The organism is Bradyrhizobium sp. AZCC 1588 (genome assembly GCF_036924735.1).
In the GTDB taxonomy this organism is placed as follows: Bacteria; Pseudomonadota; Alphaproteobacteria; order Rhizobiales; family Xanthobacteraceae; genus Bradyrhizobium.
The window spans coordinates 1241659-1262298 of sequence record NZ_JAZHSC010000001.1 but is presented as its reverse complement, the minus strand read 5'-3'; the positions used below and the strand labels follow the sequence as shown (position 1 = coordinate 1262298).

Genomic DNA, 20640 nt, shown 5'->3' with positions numbered 1-20640 from the left:
TGGGATGCCTCTGTCGGCACCCTCACGATAGCCTCAAACGTCAATCCAATCAGATGACCGCGGGACTGCTGTCCTTCCCGCCGGTGTTTTCGGCCCAAGTGCCAAATCAGAATGAACTCCGGCGCAATCCGATCAGAAATTTGGTATTCCAAGATCCGGGCGAGGGGAGTTCCAATTCAAATTATATTGACTATATATCGGCAAGGCAGTGAGCCGGTGTTGCGGCAAGGTAGATTGAGCTCGGAATGGCAAAGAACAGTCTTGATGCGTCTTGTCCTGTAGCGCGAACGCTCGATATTGTGGGCGCGCGCTGGACGTTGCTGATTGTCCGTGACCTTCTCCCAGGCACCATGCGATTTCAGGACCTTCAAGAACGTCTGCCCGGCATGGCGCCCAATGTCCTTTCTGATCGTCTAAAAACACTTGAGGCACACGGCCTTGTACGTCGCGAATTCTACAGCGACCATCCCCCGCGAGCCGCCTATACCCTTACCGACCCTGGCCGTGAGCTCGGCGTTATCGTTCTGGCTCTTGGCCGATGGGGCATCCGGCACCTCGGCGGCAGGTTGAATCGCGGCCTCCGGCACGACGAGGCTTTCCGGCACCTGCAACAAGCAGCCGACGCTATCGCCCGCCGGCCGGTTCAGCGGGCAAAATCCGGTGCCAAAGCCGTTTCCTGAACTGTCGCATGATCATGCGGCCTCCAGAGCTTTGCGAATACGCGGAGATTGTTCGAGGGCCCATCGGACGACCTTGGGAGCACGCCCGAGTAACCTTTCAAGCTTATCGTTGACAACATCATAACGTCCGCCTGCGACCAGGCGGGTGATGGTTCCCAGGTGGCCTGCAATATGCGGACTGCGAGACGCGATGGCACTATTGATGTACGTCTCGATCCAGGCATCCAGGTCCTGCGGTACATATGAGATACGTCGTCCCAGCGCGGCGCCGTAATCCTCTGCAAACCCATGCATGTCCTTCAACTCCGGTCCGGTGAGCTCATACGACATCGATATATGCGCCGAAGGATCGATCAGGACCTTCGTGCAAACCTCGGCAACATCATAAGCGGCGATTGGCGCGATCTTTTGCATGCCAAAAGGTAGGTGGAGTTCGCTCGCACCAAGCAACTGCCTTAGCGGAAACCAAGAAAGGATAGGATTCTCGACGAACATGGTCGCCCGGATATTGACGACCGGCAGGCCGGACCACTTTAGCGCCTGCTCCGATGCCCAATGGGCTCTCTGTTGCGGTGACCATTCGGCGACCAGTCCCCCGAGCCATTCGAGACGCGCCTCGTAGGCACCGGTCATTTTATCGAACGTCATGTAGGACTGCTCGAACTCCGAAATGTTCACGAAGACCTCAATGTCCTCTTGCGCGCGCGCAGCGGCGGCCATCAGGATGCTCGCGTCGGTATAGTACGGGTTCAAACTCATGCTGAAGTAGATCCGGCGGCAACCCTTCAGGGCGGCGGCGACATCGGCGACGTTGAGTAGATCTCCGACGAATACTTCAGCTCCGATCTGTCGAAGCGCCTCCGCCCGCTCGTCGTCTCGCCTCACGAAGGCACGCACCGGATATCGCTGCTCCAGTAGCATGTTGATCATCGTCTTGCTTACGGAGCCGACTTCGCCGCCAGCTCCAGTGATCAAAATGGGATTCCGTTTCGACATCGAAATGTCCTTTTCGGCTGGGCGTGGGTGGGTATTCGTTGAAGCGAAGCCGGTTCGCGCCATCGAGGTAGGGGCGACCGTTCGCTCTCAGAGCCCGCTCAGCATTTCAGGAAGCGCAAGACGTGGCTCAACACTGCATCGGGTTGTTCAAGATGCAGGAAATGACCGACGCCAGGCATCACGACGCGCTCGAATCCCTTCGTGAACGCCGCCTCCATGCTTTCGCTAAGCTGCGCGGACATGCAGCCGTCGTCCTCCCCATGCAGATAGAGCGACGGGACAGCAATTGGACCGCTCGCGCGGGCTTCAAGGGCCAGGGCTGCCGGATCAGACGGCGGCGTGAACAACTGCCGGTAATAGGCCAGGGTCTGGGTCAGGACTCCGGGTTGGCCAAACGTCTCGTTGAGCGCGGAACGGTCCGCAGGCGGCAGCACGTACCCCGGCGACCATTCTCGCCAGAGCCGGTCGAGGAATGCAAAGTCGTTGAGCTGAACAGCCGTTTCCGCCAGGCGAGTCTGGAAGAAGAACATATACCAGCTTCGCCGCTGTTGATCGCCATCGGCGACGAATGCTGTCGTCAGTCCCTTTCCATAGGGGACTGCCAACCCGACAAGCTTGCGGACGCGGGCCGCATCGAGGCTTGCCGCGGCGTAGACTGCGCGCGCTCCGAAGTCATGGCCGATGAGATCAGCCTGCTCGGCCCCCAGAGCTTCAATGAGTGCTAATACGTCCTGCCCGGTCGCCAAGGCGCGGTAGGATCCGTCGGGTGCGGCGCCACCGACCCAATATCCTCGCAGCGCTGGCGCGACGGCCCAATATCCTTCCTGCGCGAGACGATCCAGGAAGTGAACCCAGCTCTGTGCATGATCCGGAAAGCCGTGCAAGCATAGCACGAGGGGGCCGCTCCCCGCTTCAAGGATCGGGAAATCGAGCCCGTTGGCGCGGACCGTCCGCTTGCGGATATGGTCCAGGGAAGGCGGCGCGGGGCTGTCGGGCATGTTTACACGATCCTCGTTATCACTACTTGGATGATGATAATCATTCAACACAGGAGGAAAAGACGGCGATGCCGGATTTGCCAATTCAATCATGAATAAGGGCGGCACCGAGCTGGCGATAGCTGTGCACGCCGTCTTCGTTCTAGGCAAGCAAACGAGGGTCCATATCGTTCGCGGCGCAGTTGCGAACAAGCTTCGTCCGATGGAATACGCTACGAGTTCTGACACCAAGCGGGGAGTTAATTGCGATGGGTGGATTCGGTCCCTGAATCCACCGCTGAATAACCGTTCTTCAACGTTGTATTTTGCGGCACGATAGTCTCGTGGTGCAATCGCATCCAATCGCGCCGGTCACGTCCAATACAAAGATGAATGGACGCGTCAGCAACCTTCGGAGGATCCCGTGTTGGGCTTAATGCAAGAGTGGCCGTTGCTGTGTCAGCGAATCATTGATCATGCCGCGACTTGTCATCCAGACCGTGAGGTGGTGACTCGGTCTGTCGAAGGGCCGATCCATCGGACCAACTATGGCCAGATCAGAAGGCGCGCGCTGAAAGTCGCCCAGCGATTGGATCGCGACGGCATTGTGCTTGGCGATCGGGTCGCGACCCTGGCGTGGAACACTTGGCGACACCTTGAGATCTGGTACGGAATCATGGGTATCGGTGCCGTCTGCCACACCATAAACCCTCGCTTGTTTCCCGAGCAAATCGCATGGATCATCAATCATGCACGTGACAGAGTTCTCTTCGCTGATATCACCTTCGTGCCACTTCTCGAGAAGCTTGCGCCGCAACTCGAAGTCATCGAGCGCTTCGTCATCTTGACGGATCGCAATAACATGCCCGGCACTTCCTTGCGCGGCGCGATCGCGTACGAAGACTGGATCGATAGCGTAGACGGCGACTTCGCCTGGAAACTCTTCGACGAAAACACCGCCGCCGGGCTATGCTACACGTCAGGCACGACGGGGAATCCAAAGGGTGTCCTGTACTCGCATCGGTCAAATGTACTCCATTCGCTGATGACCGCGCAGGCAGACGTTCTGGGCCTTAGCTGCAACGACACGGTCCTGCCGGTTGTGCCGCTCTTTCATGCCAACAGCTGGGGGCTCGCGTTTCACGCCCCGATGGTAGGGAGCAAGATTGTTTTCCCTGGCGCGAAGCTCGATGGCGCGTCCGTATACGAGTTGCTCTGGGACGAAAAAGTAACGTTTACGGCCGGTGTGCCGACCGTCTGGCTCATGCTTCAGCAGTATATGGAAGCGAACAACTTGCGTTTGCCAGCGCTTCGGGACTTGACCATCGGTGGCGCGGCGCCACCGCCTGCGATGATTGAAGCCTTTGAGCGGATGGGCATCTGTGCACGGCAAGGGTGGGGCATGACAGAGATGGGACCTGTCGGTTCGATCGGAAGCCTGAAGCCGCCGTTCGCAGATTTGACCGGCGCGGAGAAAATTGCCCAGCTTTCCAGCCAAGGTTTTTCACCTTTCCTCGTTGAAATGAAGATCACCGATGAGTCCGGCGAGAAGCTTCCCCACGACGGAAAGGCGTACGGCAGGCTAAAGGTGCGTGGTCCAAGCGTTGCCAAGGCCTACTACGGGCTGAATGACGAGATCCTGGACAAGGAGGGCTATTTCGATACCGGCGACGTCGCGACGATCGACGAGCACGCCTACATGCGTATCACGGATCGATCCAAGGACGTTATCAAGTCGGGCGGCGAATGGATATCATCCATCGATGTCGAAAATGCCGCTATCGCTCATCCTTCCGTACAGGAGGCAGCGGCGATCGCGGTTTCACACCCGAAATGGGGCGAAAGGCCGCTTCTCATCGTTCAGCTCAATCCGAACATGGAGGCGACCAAGGCGGATATCCTTTCATTTCTTGAAGGCAGGATCGCGAAGTGGTGGATGCCCGATGACGTCGTCATGGATTCAATCCCCCACACGGCGACGGGAAAGATCAGGAAGTCCGAGCTTCGTGAGCGTTACAGGAACCACCTGCTGCCCAGCGCATCGGTTCGTCCAGCAACCGTTAAATGACCAATCATCCTGGCTAGAGCGAGGGAGCTCTTACTGTGACATCCGTTAAATTCGAAAAGCTGCGTAACGTTGGTATCCTAACGCTGGACAATCCTCCGATCAATCTCGTCGATGACGACCTGCTGCTGGAGCTCGGCAAGGCGCTCGATGAAGTGGACAGCTCGGGCGTTCGAGCGGTACTTCTACACGCGACGGGGGACCACTTCGGGCCGGGAGTGAACGTCAAGAGCACCTTTTCGGGAGTGGATAGTAGGGGTGCCCGAAAAATGCTGAGCAGAGCCATTCCGATAGCCCTGCGACTGGAGCAGTTGGACGTACCGATAGTGTGCGCGGTTCAAGGATTTTGCTTCGCGGCATCGCTCGAACTGGCGTTGCGTTGTGACGTAATAATTGCATCTGAAGATGCAAAGTTTGCTCAGGTAGAGCGTGATATCGGAGCCGCAACGTATTTGGGCGGAATCTACCTGCTCGCCGAGCGATGCGGACCGGCGCGGGCTCGAGAGATTTGTCTGACAGGTGAACGCTACGATGCCGCCGTCTTCGAGCGGTGGAATATCGTCAATCGCGTCGTACCGCGGGCATCGCTATACACCGAAGCGTTGGCGTGGACGCAAAGGTTTGCGGACGGTCCAACAAAAGCGTATGCGGCGAATGAGCGTTTGCTGCGCGGATTTCTCGACTACGGTACTAGAGGGGCCGACGAACTGCTCCTGGACATTGGGCCTTACCTGTTCGACAGCGAAGACTTCAAAGCTGGGGTGCGGTCTGTGGTGGAATACGGAGCCAAGAATTTCCGCGGCAAAGTGACCTTCCGGGGATCGTGATGGTCGAGAGACGGCGGCCGCAATAAGTCAACGCCACCATCGTCGCTACGTGCTATGGGTCCGACCGATAGACTCCGTACGACCGAGAGAGCAGAGATGCTTGGAAGGAACGCTGGTCCAAAGTCGCGAGGCGCCGCCATGACGTTCAAACTCCCTAATGACATCGCCACCCGCCCCATCGCCGTTCTGGGCGCCGGCACGCTTGGCCGCCGCATCGCGCTGATGCTGGCGACGCGCGGCGCTGAAGTGCGCCTGTATGCCCGTAGCGCCGCGATGCGCGATGCGGGCGTCGCCTTTGCAAGAGAGCAATTACCTGCCGTGCTCGCTACGCTTCCAGGCAGCAAGGCAGGCACCATCATGGGGGTCGACGACATGACTGCCGCGCTAAAGAATGCGTGGCTCGTCGTGGAGTCAGTGCCTGAAAATCTTGAACTGAAGAAGGACATCTTCAAGCAGATCGATGCGCTCTCTGAGCCCGACGCCATCCTGGCCAGCAACTCCTCATCCTATTCCTCGAGCGCCTTTGCCGACAGTGTGAAGAACCCGACGCGCCTGTTGAACATGCACTTCCTGATGCCGCCGGGCATCACGCCGATTGAGTTGATGTCGTGCGGTCAGACCGACCCGGCTGTGATTCAGCTACTGGTCGACGTCCTGCCCGGCTATGGCTTGACGCCCTACGTTGTGCAGCGCGAGAGCATGGGTTTCATCTTCAACCGCATCTGGGCCGCCATCAAACGCGAGACACTGGCCGTGGTAGCCGAGGGTGTCGCGTCGGCGGAGGTAGTGGATGCTATCTACAGCCAGGCGACCGGTTCACAGCGCGGTCCGTTCCGCCTCATGGACGCGGTGGGCCTGGACGTGGTGCTGAGCATCGAAGAGAACTATGCCCAGCACCGGCTCGGCCTGCCTGAAGAGCCGCGGATTTTGCTGAAGAAGATGATCGCCGAGGGCTGCCTTGGCGTAAAAAGCGGTCGAGGATTTTATGACTACTCGTGATGCGACATCTATCGGCCACTTTGAGGGTTTTGAGATACGGGACATGAGCAGCCAAGCATAGGCACCCGAGGCTCAGATCCCCAACATTGCAGACTCTGCTTCGAGGTCCCTGGCTATAACTTTCAGCCACTGGTGCACAGCCTTGATCCTGCCCGATGTTTCATGCACTTTTCGATAGGTAAAATAGAAATCTCGCGAGTCCATCTTGAAGGACGGCCAGAGCGTAAGGACCTTGAGAGCCCCGCTGGTAATCATCGGCGAAACCAAGGGAAACGGTGCAAGAATAACTCCCATGCCGGACCGGGCCATTTGAAGTGCTGTAAGCAGGCTGTCGCCGACTAGTTCCGGTTCGATCGACGGGAGATCAGGGTCGTTTGCCTGAAGCCATGCACGCCAGCTATTTGGCACAGTGCTGAACTCGATCAGGGGCAACTTAGAGAGGTCCTTGACCGTGCTGATGGGCCCAAATCTCTCAAGCAGGTTCGGCGCGGCGCAGGGCGCCGCTCGGGAGCGAAGAAGCCGATGGAATATCAGGCCGGGCACGGGCGGCGTTCCCAGTTGCACCGCCGCATCGATATCATCCTTTGCGAAGTCGACTGTCGTGTTGCGTGCTTCCAGTCTGAGGTCGAGGTTGGACGACGCCTTGCGGAAGCGTTCCAGGTTGGGCAACGCGGCCAGCATTGCAAACGTCGGAGTCACGCTGACGCGTACAACACGATCGTGCTTCCGGATACCCAATATGTCGCTTGCGCAAAACAATTCGTTGAACGCGTTCAGCACGGAGGCGGCGTAGACTGCACCGCTTTCGGTGAGAGCGATGTTGCGTCCCTTGCGCTCCACCAGTTGTACACCGAAGTGCGCCTCTAGGGCCCGAATCTGATGACTGACAGCGGAGGGCGTTAGATTGAGGCTCTCGGCGGCAAGTTTGACGCTGCCAAATCTCGCGATCGCTTCGAAGGCGCGCAGACTCGTGAGAGGTGGAAGAACCGGGCTGGACATGTTCTGGCTTGAGCCTGCTTCAACAATCAGCAACCGAATTCAATTGTGCTTTGGATCGCCATCCGTCAGCTTCCTGAACAGATCGATGGAGCCGAATTGTAGGGCTGGCAAGTGGGAAAAGCCAGCGGAGGTCGGTTGCCGTACAATTTCGCATCGCGAAACATGCAAGAGGAAGAGGGAGAATGCCATGAACGCCTCCGCAAGACAGACTCAGCAGGCGCATGCGGTGGAGACGATGACGCAGGGGCTGCCTCAACCGCCGGTGTTTTCAACCCTGGCCGAAGAACGACAGCATCGCAAAGAACGCCTCGCAGCCGGCTTTCGGTTGTTCGCCAAGTTCGGATTCGATGAAGGCGTCGCTGGTCACATCACGGCGCGCGATCCAGAGTTCACCGACACGTTCTGGGTGAATGGCTTTGGCATGAGCTTTGGCCAGATCAAGGCGTCAGATCTTATCCGGGTCAACCACAAGGGTCAGGTCGTCGAAGGCAACCATCCCGTCAACGCTGCCGCTTTTGCGATTCATGCGAGCGTTCATGCTGCGCGTCCGGATACCGTCGGTGCGGCGCATTCGCACTCCACATACGGTCGAGCCTTCGCGACACTGGGCCGAAAGTTGGATCCGATCACGCAAGACGTCTGCGCCTTTTACAATGATCACGCGCTTTACGAGGACTACGGCGGGGTCGCCGTTGACCTGGATGAAGGTCAGCAAATCGCCCGGGCGCTGGGGCCTCACAAGGCGGCTGTTCTGCAGAACCATGGACTTCTGACGGTCGGGCAGACCGTGGATGAAGCTGTCTGGTGGTTCATCACGATGGAACGCTCGTGCCAGGTCCAGTTGCTTGCTGAGGCGGCGGCTGCACGAACGGGGCAACCTCTCAAGATTATTCCCGAAAAGTCCGTGCAGCAGGCATTCAACATTCTCGGTACGCCGAGGACAGGCTGGTTTCAATTCCAGACTCTCTATTCGAAGATCGTTAAGGAACAGCCGGATCTGCTCAACTGACGGGGCCAACAAGAACCGCTCTGGGGGAAACGCATGAACATCCAAGCCGCACCCGGCCACGTCAGCCGCCATGTAAAGGCGACCGAAGAACGGCTGGTCCGGGAGGATCTCGCCGCGCTGTACCACGTCTTCTTTGATCTAGGCTGGTGCGAGCACATCTACAATCATATCACGGCGCGGGTACCGGGTCCTGATAGGCACTTTCTGATCAATTCGTTTGGGCTGGCGTACAACGAAGTTACGGCCTCCAATCTCATCAAGATTGATCTTGATGGGAACAAGGTTGTAGACGTTCCGGGACGCGTCAACGCGCCGGGCTTCACGATCCATTCTTCGGTTCATACCGCGCGCGATGATGCCCATTTCATCGCTCACACGCACACCACGGCCGGTGTGGCTGTCGCTTGCACGGACGAGGGGCTGTCGCATCATAGCTTCTACGGCGCGATGCTTTATGAGCAAATCGCGTATCACGACTTCGAGGGCATTTCGACGGACCTTGGTGAGCGCGAGCGCCTCGTAAAATCGCTCGGCAACAAGAACTACATGATCCTGAGACATCATGGTCTTCTGACATGCGGGAGGACTGCCGCGGAGGCACTGTTCCGCATGACGATCCTGCAACGCGCGTGCGAAGTGCAACTTGCGGCGGCAACGTTCGGCAAGAGCTGGCGGCCCTTGTCGGAAGAGGTTCTGCGCCGGACGACGCGTCAGATGCAGAGCGAGGTTGCAAAGGGCTTTGACGAAAAAACCTCCTTTGGGCAAGATTCATTCGAAGCATATCGTCGCGCACTTGATGCAAAGGGATCGCGCTACAGGGATTAAGCTGGCTTGTTGGCTGCAGCGGACGTCTCGCAATTGAGCGGCGAGAAGGAGATGAATCTTGCGGATACTGGTAATCGGCGCCGGAGCGTTGGGCGGATATTTTGGCGCTCGGCTTCTGGCTGCAGGACGTGATGTCACGTTCCTGGTGCGGCCGGCCCGTGCAGAAGCGCTCAGGACGAATGGGCTTGTCATCAGGAGCCCAGCCGGCAATCTCAATCTGCCATCACCGCCGAGCGTGACATCCGAACGGCTGAAAGGCCACTATGATCTGATATTGTTGAGCTGCAAGGCCTATGATCTCGACGGTGCCATTCAATCGTTCGCCCCCGCGGTGGGAGACAATACGGTCATCATTCCCTTTTTGAATGGCCTGCGTCATATCGAGGCACTGAACGCTCGCTTCGGGGAGGCGAGGGTGTTTGGCGGTCAATGCGCCATCTCGGCCACGATGTCTGCAAATGGTGAGATTCTCCATCTCGTCGATTTGCATACGCTGGGGTTTGGCGAGCAAAACGAGGCGCGATCGAAGCGCCGCGATGAGATCATCGCTGCATTGTCAGGTGCCAATTTTATTGCCGAGGCCAGCGACAACATCATGCAGAACATGTGGGAAAAATGGGTGATGATCGCCACCACCGCCGGCTCGACCTGTCTGATGCGCGCGTCGATCGGGGACATCGTCGCCGCTGGCGCATCCGGCGTGGTGATGAGCTTGCTTGACGAGTGCTGTGAAATCGCGGCCAAATGCGGATTTGAACCGCGTCCAGCCTACATAGAACGCGTGCGTTCCATTCTTACAACGCCAGGCTCTCCGCTAATGGCTTCCATGGCACGCGATATCGAGAAGGGATCACCGACGGAAGGCGACCATGTTCTGGGCGACCTGTTGGCTCGGGCGAAAGCAGGACAAGTTCCTGTCCTTCTCAATGCGGCCTATGCGCATGTGAAGTCTTATGAGGCGCGTCGGGCCAGAGAAGCCGGCAAGTAGGAACGGAGCAAGGCCCGGATCAAGCTCGTGCGTTCTCGCCATCGTCTCGGACCCGAGGGCGGATCAAAGCCGGCCTTCAGCCGCCAAGACGGCGGCGGTTGGGAGCACGGGCCTCTTCATTTGGCCGCCTGCGGCGTGAATGCTGAAAACGGGAGACGCTGCGCCAAGGACCGGACGGCGATAGGCTGCGCTGGCGCCGCCCGGCAATCACAGTGGATAGGACTACGGGAGGACACATTGGGCCACTACGGCGACTACCAGACAGAAATCTATGTTGGCGGCCTCAGCGGAAGACTGCCGAAACTTCCGGTAGAGTTCCGCGAATTGGAAGCGCGGGCGCACGCTGCGATGTCGCCGAGTCTTGTGTCTTACGTGGCCGGCGGCTGCGGCAACGAGCATACGCAGAATATCAATGTGTCTGCATTTGAACGGTGGGGTTTGATCCCGCGCATGTTTGTCGGCGCCGCCAAGCGGGATATGTCGATCAGCCTTTTCGGGATGCGGTTTCCAACCCCGCTCTTCATGAGCCCTATCGGCGTCATCGGATTATGCGCGCAGGATTTCCGCGGCGACATCGCGACGGCAAAGGCTGCGCAAAAGATCGGCGTCCCGATGATGGCTTCAACCTTCAGCAACGATCCGCTTGAGCAGGTGGCTGCCGAATTTGGCGAAACGCCGGGCTTCTTCCAGCTCTACACTCCCAACGATCGGGAAGTGGCCGAGAGCCTTATCCGCCGGGCCGAGGCAGCGGGATTTAAGGCGATCGTGGTGACTCTGGATACATGGGTCACCGGATGGCGGCCACGGGATCTTAACCTGGCCAATTTTCCTCAGCTGCATGGGGCATGTTCTCTACAACTATTTCTCGGATCCGGTATTTCGCAGCAGGCTGCAAAAGCCACCCGAGGAAGATTTTCAAGCGGCGATCATGCAATGGGCGAAGATTTTCGGAAATCCTTTGACCTGGGACGATCTTCCCTGGTTGCGCTCGCTGACCAAGCTTCCGCTCGTTCTCAAAGGCATTTGCCATCCTGATGACGCGCGGCGCGCGATCGATGCAGGCGTCGACGCCATCTACTGTTCAAATCACGGTGGCCGTCAGGCAAACGGCGGCATTGCTGCGGTCGACCTGCTGCCTGGCGTTGTCAAAGCCTCAGGCAACACGCCCGTTTTGTTCGACTCAGGGATACGATCAGGGACGGACGTCATCAAGGCTTTGGCACTCGGCGCGACGGCTGTCGGCATCGGCCGGCCGTATGCTTATGGACTCGCACTGGACGGCGTAGAGGGCATCGTTCACGTACTGCGATGCATTCTGGCTGAGGCGGACTTGCTGATGGCCGTCGATGGGTATCCCAGTCTCGCCGATCTTCATCCATCCTCGCTGATGGCGGTTGGTTGAACAAACCGGCTGTCTCGAGACCACTTGCGACGAACCAAGAGACTTGCGCGAAATTAGCGGCCGATTTGCCCGATGCTGCGCATTGAATCCGACGCCTTCAGTGCGGCCGTGGACGACGCGCGGAAGAATTCGAAATCCTTCCCGCACGCCAGACCCGTTTGCCCCATCGCGCGAGGCTCGCAATTCGCTGTTTCGCTGAGGCTAAGCGGCCATTCGCAGCAGATCGACGATATCAGATTCGTTTTTGAAAGGCCGCGGATTGGCCTGTACGAAGCGATGATTGATTGCAATCTTGCTGATCTTGCCAAACTTGTCTTCGCCGATGCCGACATCAGCAAGGCGGCCAGGTAATCCAAGGCTTCTGGTGAATTCCGCAAAGGCGTCTGCGGCCTCCATGCCCGGCCCGCCAAGAGCCGCCGCTAAACGCTTCTGCGCATCCTCGGTGAATGGCTTATTGTATCGAAGCAGGCTCGGCATGATAACAGGTGTGCAATAGTAGTGAGGAACGTCGAAAGTCCCTCCAAGCACATGGCCAATGCCGTGACTTGCTCCCATCGGGACGCGTGCCTGAAGACCGAAGGACGCAAGCCAAGAGCCATGTTGAGATAGTCGCCGCGCCTCCAGATCATCAGGTTGCTGCAAGGTCCGGAGCATTCCCTCACGCAGGATGCGGATGCCGGCCAAGACGACCTCGTCGGCTAGCGGGGTGCCGGCGGGCGAGCACAACGCTTCGATACCGTGATCCATCGAGCGCGTTCCCGATCCCATCCAAAGGCTCGAAGGCGTATGAAGGGTGAGGGCAGGGTCGAGAATAATCGCCACCGGCGACATCTGGGGGTGGAAGAATATCTGCTTCAACTTGTGACGCTCATCGGTGACGAGCGCTGCGGCATTGTATTCGCCACCATTCAGCGTCGATGGGATCGCGATCTGGCGGACTGCGGGCGAACGGAACGGAGAGACGTTTATGCCCGGGCCCATGGGGAATGGATCGAAACCCGCTTCATCGCGGATGTCATGTTCCATCGCCATGATAACTATTTTTGCCAGATCGATCGCAGAACCCCCACCGACAGCCACGATCAGATCAGCTCTTGCGTTTTTAGCTTGAAGGGCAACCTCGGCAGCTTGCTTGCGCGTCGTATGCTGCGCAATTCCGTCAAAGGTCGCCGCGTGCTTGTTGCCCAGCGCTCGACGGATCTTCTCGATCTCATCGGTCTTTGTGTTCAAGGTTCGACTGACGATCAGGAAGACGCGCTTTGCGTTCAGCCGCTCTGCCTCTTCGTTGAGAGCTTCAGACGCAGCTTTGCCATAGATGACACGATCAATTGCTGGAAAGTTGTGTACACCAGTCTTCCGCATTTTTTGTCCTCCCGTCCTAAAAAAAGCAAGTGACTATATTATCAATAGGCACGGCATGCAACAGAGGGGCGGAGCGATGCGATCTCACGCCGGCTTTGTAAAACGCATTAGACGTCACTCGCGGGTAAAGCGGTGACCGGAAGCGAATAACCGCCGCGCGCCAAGAAAACTGCTTTTGACCCTAAGCTCCCCTGCCATCCTGTTTGCCAATCGCACGGCGCCACGTCAGCAGGTGCTCGGCGGGATGCTGCTTCATCCATTCGGCGAGCTTGGGAGCACCAATCAGGCAGGACTACATCGAGAGGTCGGCGAAGTCCGAAGTGGTGACGATCTGCTCGTGGCATTTTGCCGGAGAGGAGATGCCGCGAAGTACGGCAATGATCTTGATCAAGACAGGAGAAACTTATCGCTACGATAGGTATTGGCGCCGCTGACCGTATGACTCACTGGTGCGTTATTCCGAATCTCGCTGACTGGATCGGCTGGCGGAAAGATGCTGTCATAAATCGCACGCGCCTCTCGAATGAGACGATCTCGCTCACGCTCAGACTTTGACACAAATCGAATGACTTCGCCCATATTTGCTCCAAAAAACCTAAGTGCCCGTATCCGCAGTTAGCGAACCGCTTCGCCACGATATGATCACCATCATTCAATCTCGATCTAGGATCTCTGCACGAACTTTGAAGCTCTGCAGGTGGTAACGAAGAGATAAATAACTCGTGACTAGTCGTCTTCGAGGGATTAGCGGCGTTCACTGTTGAAGATGACTTTGCAGTTGATGGACGCGGTCATCCGGCGAGCCAACCGGCGTTGTTCGGGACTGGATCTGAAGACCTTCGCGCTCGAGCTTCGCAACACGCTCTTCCAGCCTAAACATGTACTCGCCGCGCGGATCGTCCATGCCTAGGACCTCAGCCCAGTAATTCAAGCCCTTCCAAAAGCGCTTGAACATAGTTGCGTGCTCCCGTGGTTGATCACTGCGATCATTCTGTTGCCAATATCACGCGGGCCAGCTCCGACGGATTCTCGACAGCCGAGAAGTGGCCGGTATTTTTCAGCGTCACCATCTGCGAGGCAGGAATCAGCGACCGTGTGCGTTCGCGTTCATTTGGCCGAGACCAATCGCTATCGCCATAAATGAGGGTCACAGGCGCCGAGATCTGCCGATAGTAATCGCGGGCTTTGCTCCAGGATCGCCAGCCTGCCAGCACCTTGCGTGCGATCCGCTTGTATCCCGGGCGGTGGGCTACTTCATCGAACTCGGCTAGCAAATCGGCCGGCAGTTTGCGCGGGTCGTGATATCCGCCGCCCATGATCTTGCCGAGAACCATCTTGTTTTCGAGCGACGCATTCATCGCGCCGAGTACCGGGATCTGCAGGCTTCCGATGATAAGATTCGCGAACCAGTTGCCGCGTCGAATACCGTCCCCGTAGCGGGTCTCGTAGTCGTAGGGGTTGATCGCATAGACCCGCTTCACCCGCTGCGGAAGCGCCGCCGCCACCGTGAGGGCCAATGTCCCGCCGATCGACTCGCCAACAACCGTGACGGCCGAGAGGTTTAGCTCCTCGATGAAGCGAATGACGGCCTGCCTGAAGTAGGGTTCGTCAAAGCTCGCGCTTGGATCTATTGGTGAGTGTCCGTGGCCTGGGAGGTCAATGGCGTACACCGTGTGCGATCTGGCGAGGAGGGGCGCCAGACTGCGGAAATATTCGAGCTGTGTCCGGATCGTATGTATGAGGAGCAGCGGAGGCCCGCTGCCGATCTCTTGAAAACGCAGGCTAAGCGTATCCGATATTTCGAGCAAACTTGGTTTGCCTTTTGTCACGCTAAGCATTTCGATTTCTCCCGTGCTTTGAGGGATGCGATCTTTCAAGCGGCGGCGGCTTCTCGGACCTGGTTGACTGCTGCATCCAGAATCGCCCGAGCCAAATCCGGATCGTTGACGACGCGCGATAGCGTCACCGCACCGACCATCGTCATGAGAATGGCCATGGCCTTGCCACTGGGCTCGTCGCCGTCGGTCTCGGCAATGAAGTGGCCGAGCACTTCGAGATGCGCCTTGATTCCCGCTTCGAATGCCGCCTTCACGTCGGGTCCCTGTCTGGCGGCATCTGAGCCGAGCGCCACGATCGGGCAGCCGTCCATCTTTTCTTCGCGATGGTCACCACTGAGGTAAAACGCGATCACCGCGCCAAGTGGATCATCAGGATTTGCCGCGGCCGCGTCCGACCATCGGCCGGAAGCACTCTCCAATGCGCGCTTGGACGCCTCTACCGCCAGACCCTCTTTTGAGGCGAACTGCTTGTAGAAGGCACCTTGGGTTAGGCCGGCCGCCTTCATCAGATCCTTGAGCCCGATGCCATCAAAGCCGCGCTCCCTGAAGAGGCGACTCGCCACATTGATTACAGTTTCGCGGTTTTCCGCGGCCTGAATGCGACTCACTCGCATCTTGGACCTCCATTTGGATTTTGGTCGAACTCTATAACTTAGATAGAGGTCGAACGCAATCTATCAAGTGGGGCATGGCGGAATCTGAGGCCCCCGGGGTCGAAGTAGCCTATTTCGCGGGATCACGTTTTCGTTAGCGCTCGCAATTTAGATTGCGATCGAACTCTAATGTGATTATAGAGTTCGAATGAAATCTAAGTGGTTTGGAGATGGCAATGAGAAAGAGCAGACTTTTGGTCCTGGCAGGTGTCCTGATCGCGGCGTCCGGAGCGGCCGTCTTCGCTACTCTTGCTATTCTCGCCCAAGAAGCTTCCGCGGCGCGTGACCCGCGGCAGGAACCGCCGATGGTCAGACTGACGACGGCAGCGCGGGTGAATGGATCCGAACGCGGCTTCACGGGCATCATCGGGGCGAGGGTGCAGAGCAACCTCGGGTTTCGCGTCGCCGGCAAGATCGTGGAACGGCTGGTGAACACCGGTCAGCAGGTCAAAGCCGGTGAGCCGCTGATGCGGATCGACGAAACCGACCTTCGCCTTGCGGTCACGGCGAAGCGCAACGCCGTTGCGGCGGCGCGTGCATCTGTCGTTCAGACCGACGCGGATGAACAGCGATACGCCAAGCTGGTGAGCAACGGATGGGCTTCCCGACAGCGCTACGAGCAAGCGAAGGCCGCGTTGGACACGGCCGAGGCGCAACTCGCCACCGCCGAAGCTGATGCGCGGGTCGCCGAGAATGAGGCGACCTACTCGGTCCTGGTTGCGGATGCGGACGGAACGGTGGTCGAAACGCTTGGCGAGCCCGGGCAGGTCGTTTCTGCCGGCCAGACAGTCGTTCGGATCGCCAAGGCCGGCCCCCGCGAAGCGGTGGTCGCGCTTCCCGAAACGATCCGGCCAGCGATTGGCTCCGAGGCTGAGGCCAGCATCTATGGCGCCGATGGGCGGCGCTATACGGCGCATCTGCGGCAGTTGTCAGATTCCGCCGATGCTCAGACCCGCACCTATGAGGCCCGTTATGTGCTCGACGGTGAGGCCGCGGCGGCACCGCTTGGCGCGACGGTAACCATTCGGCTCGCAAGCCATGCGAGTCAGCCGGAAGTTCAGGTGCCGCTGGGAGCCGTGCTCGATGACGGCCGGAAGACCGGTGTGTGGGTTTTGGATAGCGCCACCTCAACCGTTCGCTTTCAGCCGGTCAAGCTTGTTCGGGTGAGCAGCGAAACCGCTGTGATCTCCGGACTGAGCTCCGGTGATGCGGTTGTTGCCCTCGGCGCTCACCTTCTCCAGGAGGGCGCTCGCGTCAGGACTGCATCTGAAAACAACGGAAACTAACGAGCTTCAATCTTTCCGCGATCACCGTCGGAGGACGGCAAATGCTATACAGCTACATTGTCAAGAAAGAAATCCGAAAGACCTTCGACCACGTCAATAACCATCGCTGGGATGACGCGGTGAATGCGGTCGCGCCGAACGTTCATCACCGCGTTTCCGGCGCCCATGCGCTTGCTGGTGAGCGCCACGACAAAGAAGCCCTGCGCCGCTGGTTTGAGCGTCTCGGCCGCGTCCAGCCCACTCTTCACATCACGGTCAACAACATCTGGGTGAAGGGCTGGCCGTGGCACACCACCGTGTTTGCCGAGTGGGACGCCACCGCAACGCTGCTCAACGGCGACGCGTCGTACGTCAACCGTGGTCTCCACGTGTTCACCCTGCGGTGGGGTAGAGTCTTTGCACTCGAGGAATTTCAGGATTCCCAGGAGGCGGCCCGTGGGCTTGCCGCCCAAGCGGCAGCAGGCCTTAAAGAAGCTGTCGCCGAACCAATTGTAAGTAGCAGAAGCGCAGTCAGAGGCCGCGCTTTTTAGACAAGCGCGGTTCACTCGGCGCCCACCTGCTGCAGGACGGCGCGAGCGTCAGGACGAACGTCGAGGAAACAGGAGTGGTCAAATGATGAATTTCAATCTTTCCGCGATCGCGGTTCGCGAACGGGCCGTCACCCTGTTCTTCATCATCCTGATGGCGGCCGCAGGCGCCTACGCCTTCATCATGCTCGGCCGGGCGGAGGATCCCTCGTTCACCATCAAGACCCTGACGGTCACGACGGTATGGCCGGGCGCGACGGCGCGCGAGATGCAGGACCAGGTCGCCGAGCCGTTGGAGAAGCGGATTCAGGAGTTGACCTGGTACGATCGGGTGGAGACGACCACACGGCCAGGTTATGCGTACATGACGGTTACGCTGAAGGACAGCACACCGCCATCTAGCGTGCAGGAGGAGTTCTACCAGGCCCGCAAGAAGCTTGGGGATGAAGCGCGCAAGTTGCCGTCTGGTGTGCTCGGCCCGTTCGTCAACGACGAATATTCGGACGTGAGCTTCGCCCTCTATGCCCTCAAAGCGAAGGGCATGCCGATGCGGGAGCTGGCCAGGCAAGCCGAGACCATTCGCCAGGACCTTCTGCACGTGCCCGGCGTCAAGAAGATCAACATCCTCGGTGAACGTCCCGAACAGATCTTCATCGAGTTCTCCTATGCCAAACTGGCAACCCTCGGCGTGTCGGCCCAGGATATCGTTGCCGCCTTGCAGCGGCAGAACACCGTCACACCGGCAGGCTCGATCGACACCAAGGGGCCGCAGGTCTTCATCCGGGTCGACGGCGCTTATGACAGCGTCCAGGCGATCGCCGATACGCCGATCGTCGCTGCGGGGCGGACGCTGAAACTCTCCGACATCGCCGAAGTCCGCCGCGGCTACGAGGATCCTCCCACCTACCTCATTCGACACCAGGGTGAGCCCTCCGTCATGCTGGCGGCGGTTATGCAAGAGGGCTGGGATGGCCTCGCGCTCGGCAAGGCGCTGGAGGAGAGGTCCGCCGCTATCGCTCGGACGCTGCCACTCGGGATGAGTCTGGCCAAGGTCAGCGACCAGGCCGTCAACATCACCTCGGCGGTTGACGAATTCATGATGAAATTTGCGATGGCGCTCGGCGTGGTGCTGCTGGTGAGCCTGCTCAGCCTCGGCTGGCGCGTCGGCATCGTCGTGGCGGCCGCGGTCCCTCTGACGCTTGCCGTTGTGTTCCTCATCATGCTGGAAACCGGCCGGTTCTTCGACCGCATCACGCTCGGCGCCCTCATCCTGGCGCTTGGTCTGCTCGTGGACGACGCCATCATTGCCATCGAGGTGATGGTGGTGAAAATGGAAGAGGGCATGGACCGCATCAAGGCGGCGGCCTACGCGTGGAGCCACACCCGGCCGCGCCAATGTTGTCGGGCACACTCGTGACGGTCGCCGGGTTCCTGCCGGTGGGCTTCGCGCGCTCGACGGCCGGCGAATACGCCGGCAACATCTTCTGGGTCGTGGGGTTCGCCCTTATCGTCTCCTGGATCGTCGCGGTGATCTTTACGCCTTACCTTGGCGTCAAGATGCTGCCTGCGATCAAGCCGGTCGAAGGCGGTCACCACGCGATTTACGGCACACCGAACTATCGGCGCCTGCGAGGGCTCATCACCTTCGCCGTGCGCCACAAGTTCGTAACCAGCGGCATCGTCGCCATCGCTTTCGCGCTTTCCGTCGTCGGCATGGGCGCCGTCAAGCAGCAGTTCTTCCCGACGTCCGACCGCCCCGAAGTGCTGGTGGAGGTTCGTCTGCCGGAAGGCACCAGCATTGAGACCACGACCGCCACAGTCGAGAAGCTCGAACACTGGCTGAACCACCAGTCGGAGGCCAAGATCGTCACGAGCTATGTCGGCCAGGGCGCTCCCCGCTTCTTCTTCGCGATGGCGCCGGAGCTGCCTGATCCGGCCTTCGCCAAGATCGTCGTGCTTACACCGGACGCGGAGGCGCGCGAGGCTTTGAAGCACCGGCTCCGACAGGCGGTGTCAGAGGGGCTTGCACCTGAAGCCAATGTGCGCGTCACGCAGCTTGTGTTCGGACCCTACACGCCGTTCCCGGTCGAGTTTCGGATCATGGGCCCTGATCCGGCGCAACTGTACGCCATCTCTGAAAAAGCGCTCGGTATCATGCGTGGCGTTCCCGATGTGCGACAAGCGAACCGCGATTGGGGCAATCGCACACCCGTGCTCCGCTTCATCCCGGATCAGGATCGACTGAACCTCATCGGCCTCTCGCCGGCGGAGGTGGGCCGGCAGCTCCAGTTCCTTCTTACTGGCATCCCCGTTACGCAGGTCCGCGAGGACATCCGCAATGTCCCCATCGTGGCACGCAGCGCCGGCGGCGAGCGACTGGATCCGGCGCGTCTGGCGGATTTCTCCCTGATGAGCCGGGACGGCCGCTCGATTCCGCTCGACCAGATCGGCCATTCGCAAGTCCGTCTGGAAGAGCCGATTATGAAGCGCCGCGATCGCACGCCGGTCGTCACGATTCGCTCTGATATCAATGAGGCGACCCAGCCTCCAGAGGTCTCCAAGGAGATCAAGACGGCCCTTCAGCCGCTGATCGCATCCCTTCCGGCCGGCTATCGCATCGAGTTGGGCGGATCGATCGAGGAGGCAACCAAGGCCAATGACGCGTTGGCGACGGTCTTTCCCGCCATGATCGCCGCCATGTTGATCGTCATCATGCTGCAGGTGCGATCCTTCTCGACGATGGCCATGGTCATGCTGACGGCACCGCTTGGCCTCGTCGGCGTCGTGCCCGTATTGCTCGCCTTCAACCAGCCCTTCGGATTCAACGCCATTCTGGGCCTGATAGGACTGGCCGGCATCCTGATGCGCAACACGCTGATCCTGACCGAACAAATCAAGGAGAACCGTGCTGCCGGCCTTGACGACTATCACGCCGTCATCGAGGCCACCGTGCAACGCACGAGGCCCGTGATCCTGACCGCACTTGCCGCCGTGCTCGCCTTCATCCCTCTCACGCATTCCGTCTTCTGGGGATCGATGGCCTATACGCTGATCGGCGGCACCGCGGTCGGCACCGTGTTGATGCTGCTGTTCCTTCCTGCGCTTTACGCCGCGTGGTTTCGGGTCAAGCCGACTGCAGATGAGATCCATGAGGATTCGACGAAGGAATCGGAATTGCAAACAGCAATGGCTGCCGAGTAGGGCTCT

Annotated in this window: 19 protein-coding genes and 2 pseudogenes; 12 read left to right on the top strand and 9 right to left on the bottom strand. The window is 59.1% G+C overall.

The window, feature by feature from the left end; translation table 11 throughout:
• Positions 1-245: 245 nt before the first annotated feature.
• Positions 246-680 (top strand): winged helix-turn-helix transcriptional regulator, encoded by a 435-nt coding sequence (locus V1277_RS06005; protein ID WP_334415412.1) that lies wholly within the window; start codon positions 246-248, stop codon positions 678-680.
• A 12-nt stretch (positions 681-692) separates the two neighbouring features.
• Here V1277_RS06005 and V1277_RS06000 read toward each other — a convergent pair whose 3' ends face one another.
• Both V1277_RS06000 and V1277_RS05995 read right to left on the bottom strand, forming a co-directional pair.
• On the bottom strand, positions 693-1676 hold the full coding sequence (locus V1277_RS06000) for an NAD(P)H-binding protein (RefSeq protein ID WP_334415411.1): 984 nt from the start codon (positions 1674-1676) through the stop codon (positions 693-695).
• Positions 1677-1774: 98 nt separating this feature from the next.
• Positions 1775-2674 (bottom strand): alpha/beta fold hydrolase, encoded by a 900-nt coding sequence (locus V1277_RS05995; protein ID WP_334415410.1) that lies wholly within the window; start codon positions 2672-2674, stop codon positions 1775-1777.
• Positions 2675-3077: 403 nt separating this feature from the next.
• Here V1277_RS05995 and V1277_RS05990 point away from each other — a divergent pair, with 403 nt between their 5' ends.
• The 3 genes from V1277_RS05990 (at position 3078) to V1277_RS05980 (ending at position 6544) form a co-directional block, all read left to right on the top strand.
• Complete coding sequence (locus V1277_RS05990; protein WP_334415409.1) at positions 3078-4721, top strand: long-chain-fatty-acid--CoA ligase; 1644 nt, start codon at positions 3078-3080, stop codon at positions 4719-4721.
• Between the two features lie 35 nt (positions 4722-4756).
• Complete coding sequence (locus tag V1277_RS05985; protein WP_334415408.1) at positions 4757-5545, top strand: enoyl-CoA hydratase/isomerase family protein; 789 nt, start codon at positions 4757-4759, stop codon at positions 5543-5545.
• Positions 5546-5683: 138 nt separating this feature from the next.
• A complete protein-coding gene (locus V1277_RS05980; RefSeq protein ID WP_334415407.1) occupies positions 5684-6544 on the top strand; it encodes a 3-hydroxyacyl-CoA dehydrogenase family protein in 861 nt (286 codons plus the stop codon).
• A 72-nt stretch (positions 6545-6616) separates the two neighbouring features.
• On the opposite strand, the gene V1277_RS05975 is transcribed toward V1277_RS05980, so the two are convergent.
• Entirely contained in the window at positions 6617-7576 is a 960-nt protein-coding gene (locus V1277_RS05975) for a LysR substrate-binding domain-containing protein (protein ID WP_334415406.1), read from the bottom strand.
• A gap of 154 nt (positions 7577-7730) precedes the next feature.
• Here V1277_RS05975 and V1277_RS05970 point away from each other — a divergent pair, with 154 nt between their 5' ends.
• The 5 genes from V1277_RS05970 (at position 7731) to V1277_RS05950 (ending at position 11767) form a co-directional block, all read left to right on the top strand.
• Positions 7731-8552 (top strand): class II aldolase/adducin family protein, encoded by an 822-nt coding sequence (locus tag V1277_RS05970; protein WP_334415405.1) that lies wholly within the window; start codon positions 7731-7733, stop codon positions 8550-8552.
• 33 nt (positions 8553-8585) lie between these two features.
• A complete protein-coding gene (locus V1277_RS05965; RefSeq protein WP_334415404.1) occupies positions 8586-9377 on the top strand; it encodes a class II aldolase/adducin family protein in 792 nt (263 codons plus the stop codon).
• 58 nt (positions 9378-9435) lie between these two features.
• Entirely contained in the window at positions 9436-10365 is a 930-nt protein-coding gene (gene panE, locus V1277_RS05960; protein WP_334415403.1) for a 2-dehydropantoate 2-reductase, read from the top strand.
• 237 nt (positions 10366-10602) lie between these two features.
• Positions 10603-11400, top strand: coding sequence for an alpha-hydroxy-acid oxidizing protein (locus V1277_RS05955; protein ID WP_334415402.1), 798 nt, complete (start codon positions 10603-10605; stop codon positions 11398-11400).
• On the top strand, positions 11294-11767 hold the full coding sequence (locus tag V1277_RS05950; protein ID WP_334415401.1) for an alpha-hydroxy-acid oxidizing protein: 474 nt from the start codon (positions 11294-11296) through the stop codon (positions 11765-11767). The genes V1277_RS05955 and V1277_RS05950 overlap by 107 nt, the downstream gene beginning before the upstream one ends.
• 201 nt (positions 11768-11968) lie before the next feature.
• On the opposite strand, the gene V1277_RS05945 is transcribed toward V1277_RS05950, so the two are convergent.
• The 6 genes and pseudogenes from V1277_RS05945 to V1277_RS05920 form a co-directional block, all read right to left on the bottom strand.
• The gene (locus V1277_RS05945; protein WP_334415400.1) at positions 11969-13129 is read right to left on the bottom strand and encodes an iron-containing alcohol dehydrogenase; all 1161 of its coding nucleotides are present in this window, start codon (positions 13127-13129) and stop codon (positions 11969-11971) included.
• A 181-nt stretch (positions 13130-13310) separates the two neighbouring features.
• Positions 13311-13520: pseudogene (locus V1277_RS05940) on the bottom strand (hypothetical protein).
• Positions 13517-13708, bottom strand: coding sequence for a hypothetical protein (locus tag V1277_RS05935; protein ID WP_334415399.1), 192 nt, complete (start codon positions 13706-13708; stop codon positions 13517-13519). Before V1277_RS05935 ends, V1277_RS05940 begins: the two are co-directional and overlap by 4 nt.
• A gap of 175 nt (positions 13709-13883) precedes the next feature.
• Positions 13884-14084, bottom strand: coding sequence for a hypothetical protein (locus V1277_RS05930; RefSeq protein WP_334415398.1), 201 nt, complete (start codon positions 14082-14084; stop codon positions 13884-13886).
• A 31-nt stretch (positions 14085-14115) separates the two neighbouring features.
• Positions 14116-14967 carry an alpha/beta fold hydrolase gene (locus V1277_RS05925; protein WP_334415397.1) on the bottom strand — a complete coding sequence of 284 codons (852 nt, stop codon included), beginning with the start codon at positions 14965-14967 and terminating at the stop codon, positions 14116-14118.
• 35 nt (positions 14968-15002) lie between these two features.
• On the bottom strand, positions 15003-15581 hold the full coding sequence (locus tag V1277_RS05920; protein ID WP_334415396.1) for a TetR/AcrR family transcriptional regulator: 579 nt from the start codon (positions 15579-15581) through the stop codon (positions 15003-15005).
• A gap of 215 nt (positions 15582-15796) precedes the next feature.
• Between V1277_RS05920 and V1277_RS05915 the strand changes: the two genes are divergently transcribed.
• The 3 genes and pseudogenes from V1277_RS05915 to V1277_RS05905 all read left to right on the top strand — a co-directional run bounded on the left by V1277_RS05915 (position 15797) and on the right by V1277_RS05905 (position 20634).
• Complete coding sequence (locus V1277_RS05915; protein WP_334415395.1) at positions 15797-16906, top strand: efflux RND transporter periplasmic adaptor subunit; 1110 nt, start codon at positions 15797-15799, stop codon at positions 16904-16906.
• A 41-nt stretch (positions 16907-16947) separates the two neighbouring features.
• Positions 16948-17436, top strand: a complete 489-nt coding sequence (locus V1277_RS05910) for a nuclear transport factor 2 family protein (RefSeq protein ID WP_334415394.1) — start codon at positions 16948-16950, stop codon at positions 17434-17436.
• An 85-nt stretch (positions 17437-17521) separates the two neighbouring features.
• A pseudogene (locus V1277_RS05905) lies at positions 17522-20634 on the top strand (efflux RND transporter permease subunit).
• Positions 20635-20640 lie beyond the last annotated feature (6 nt).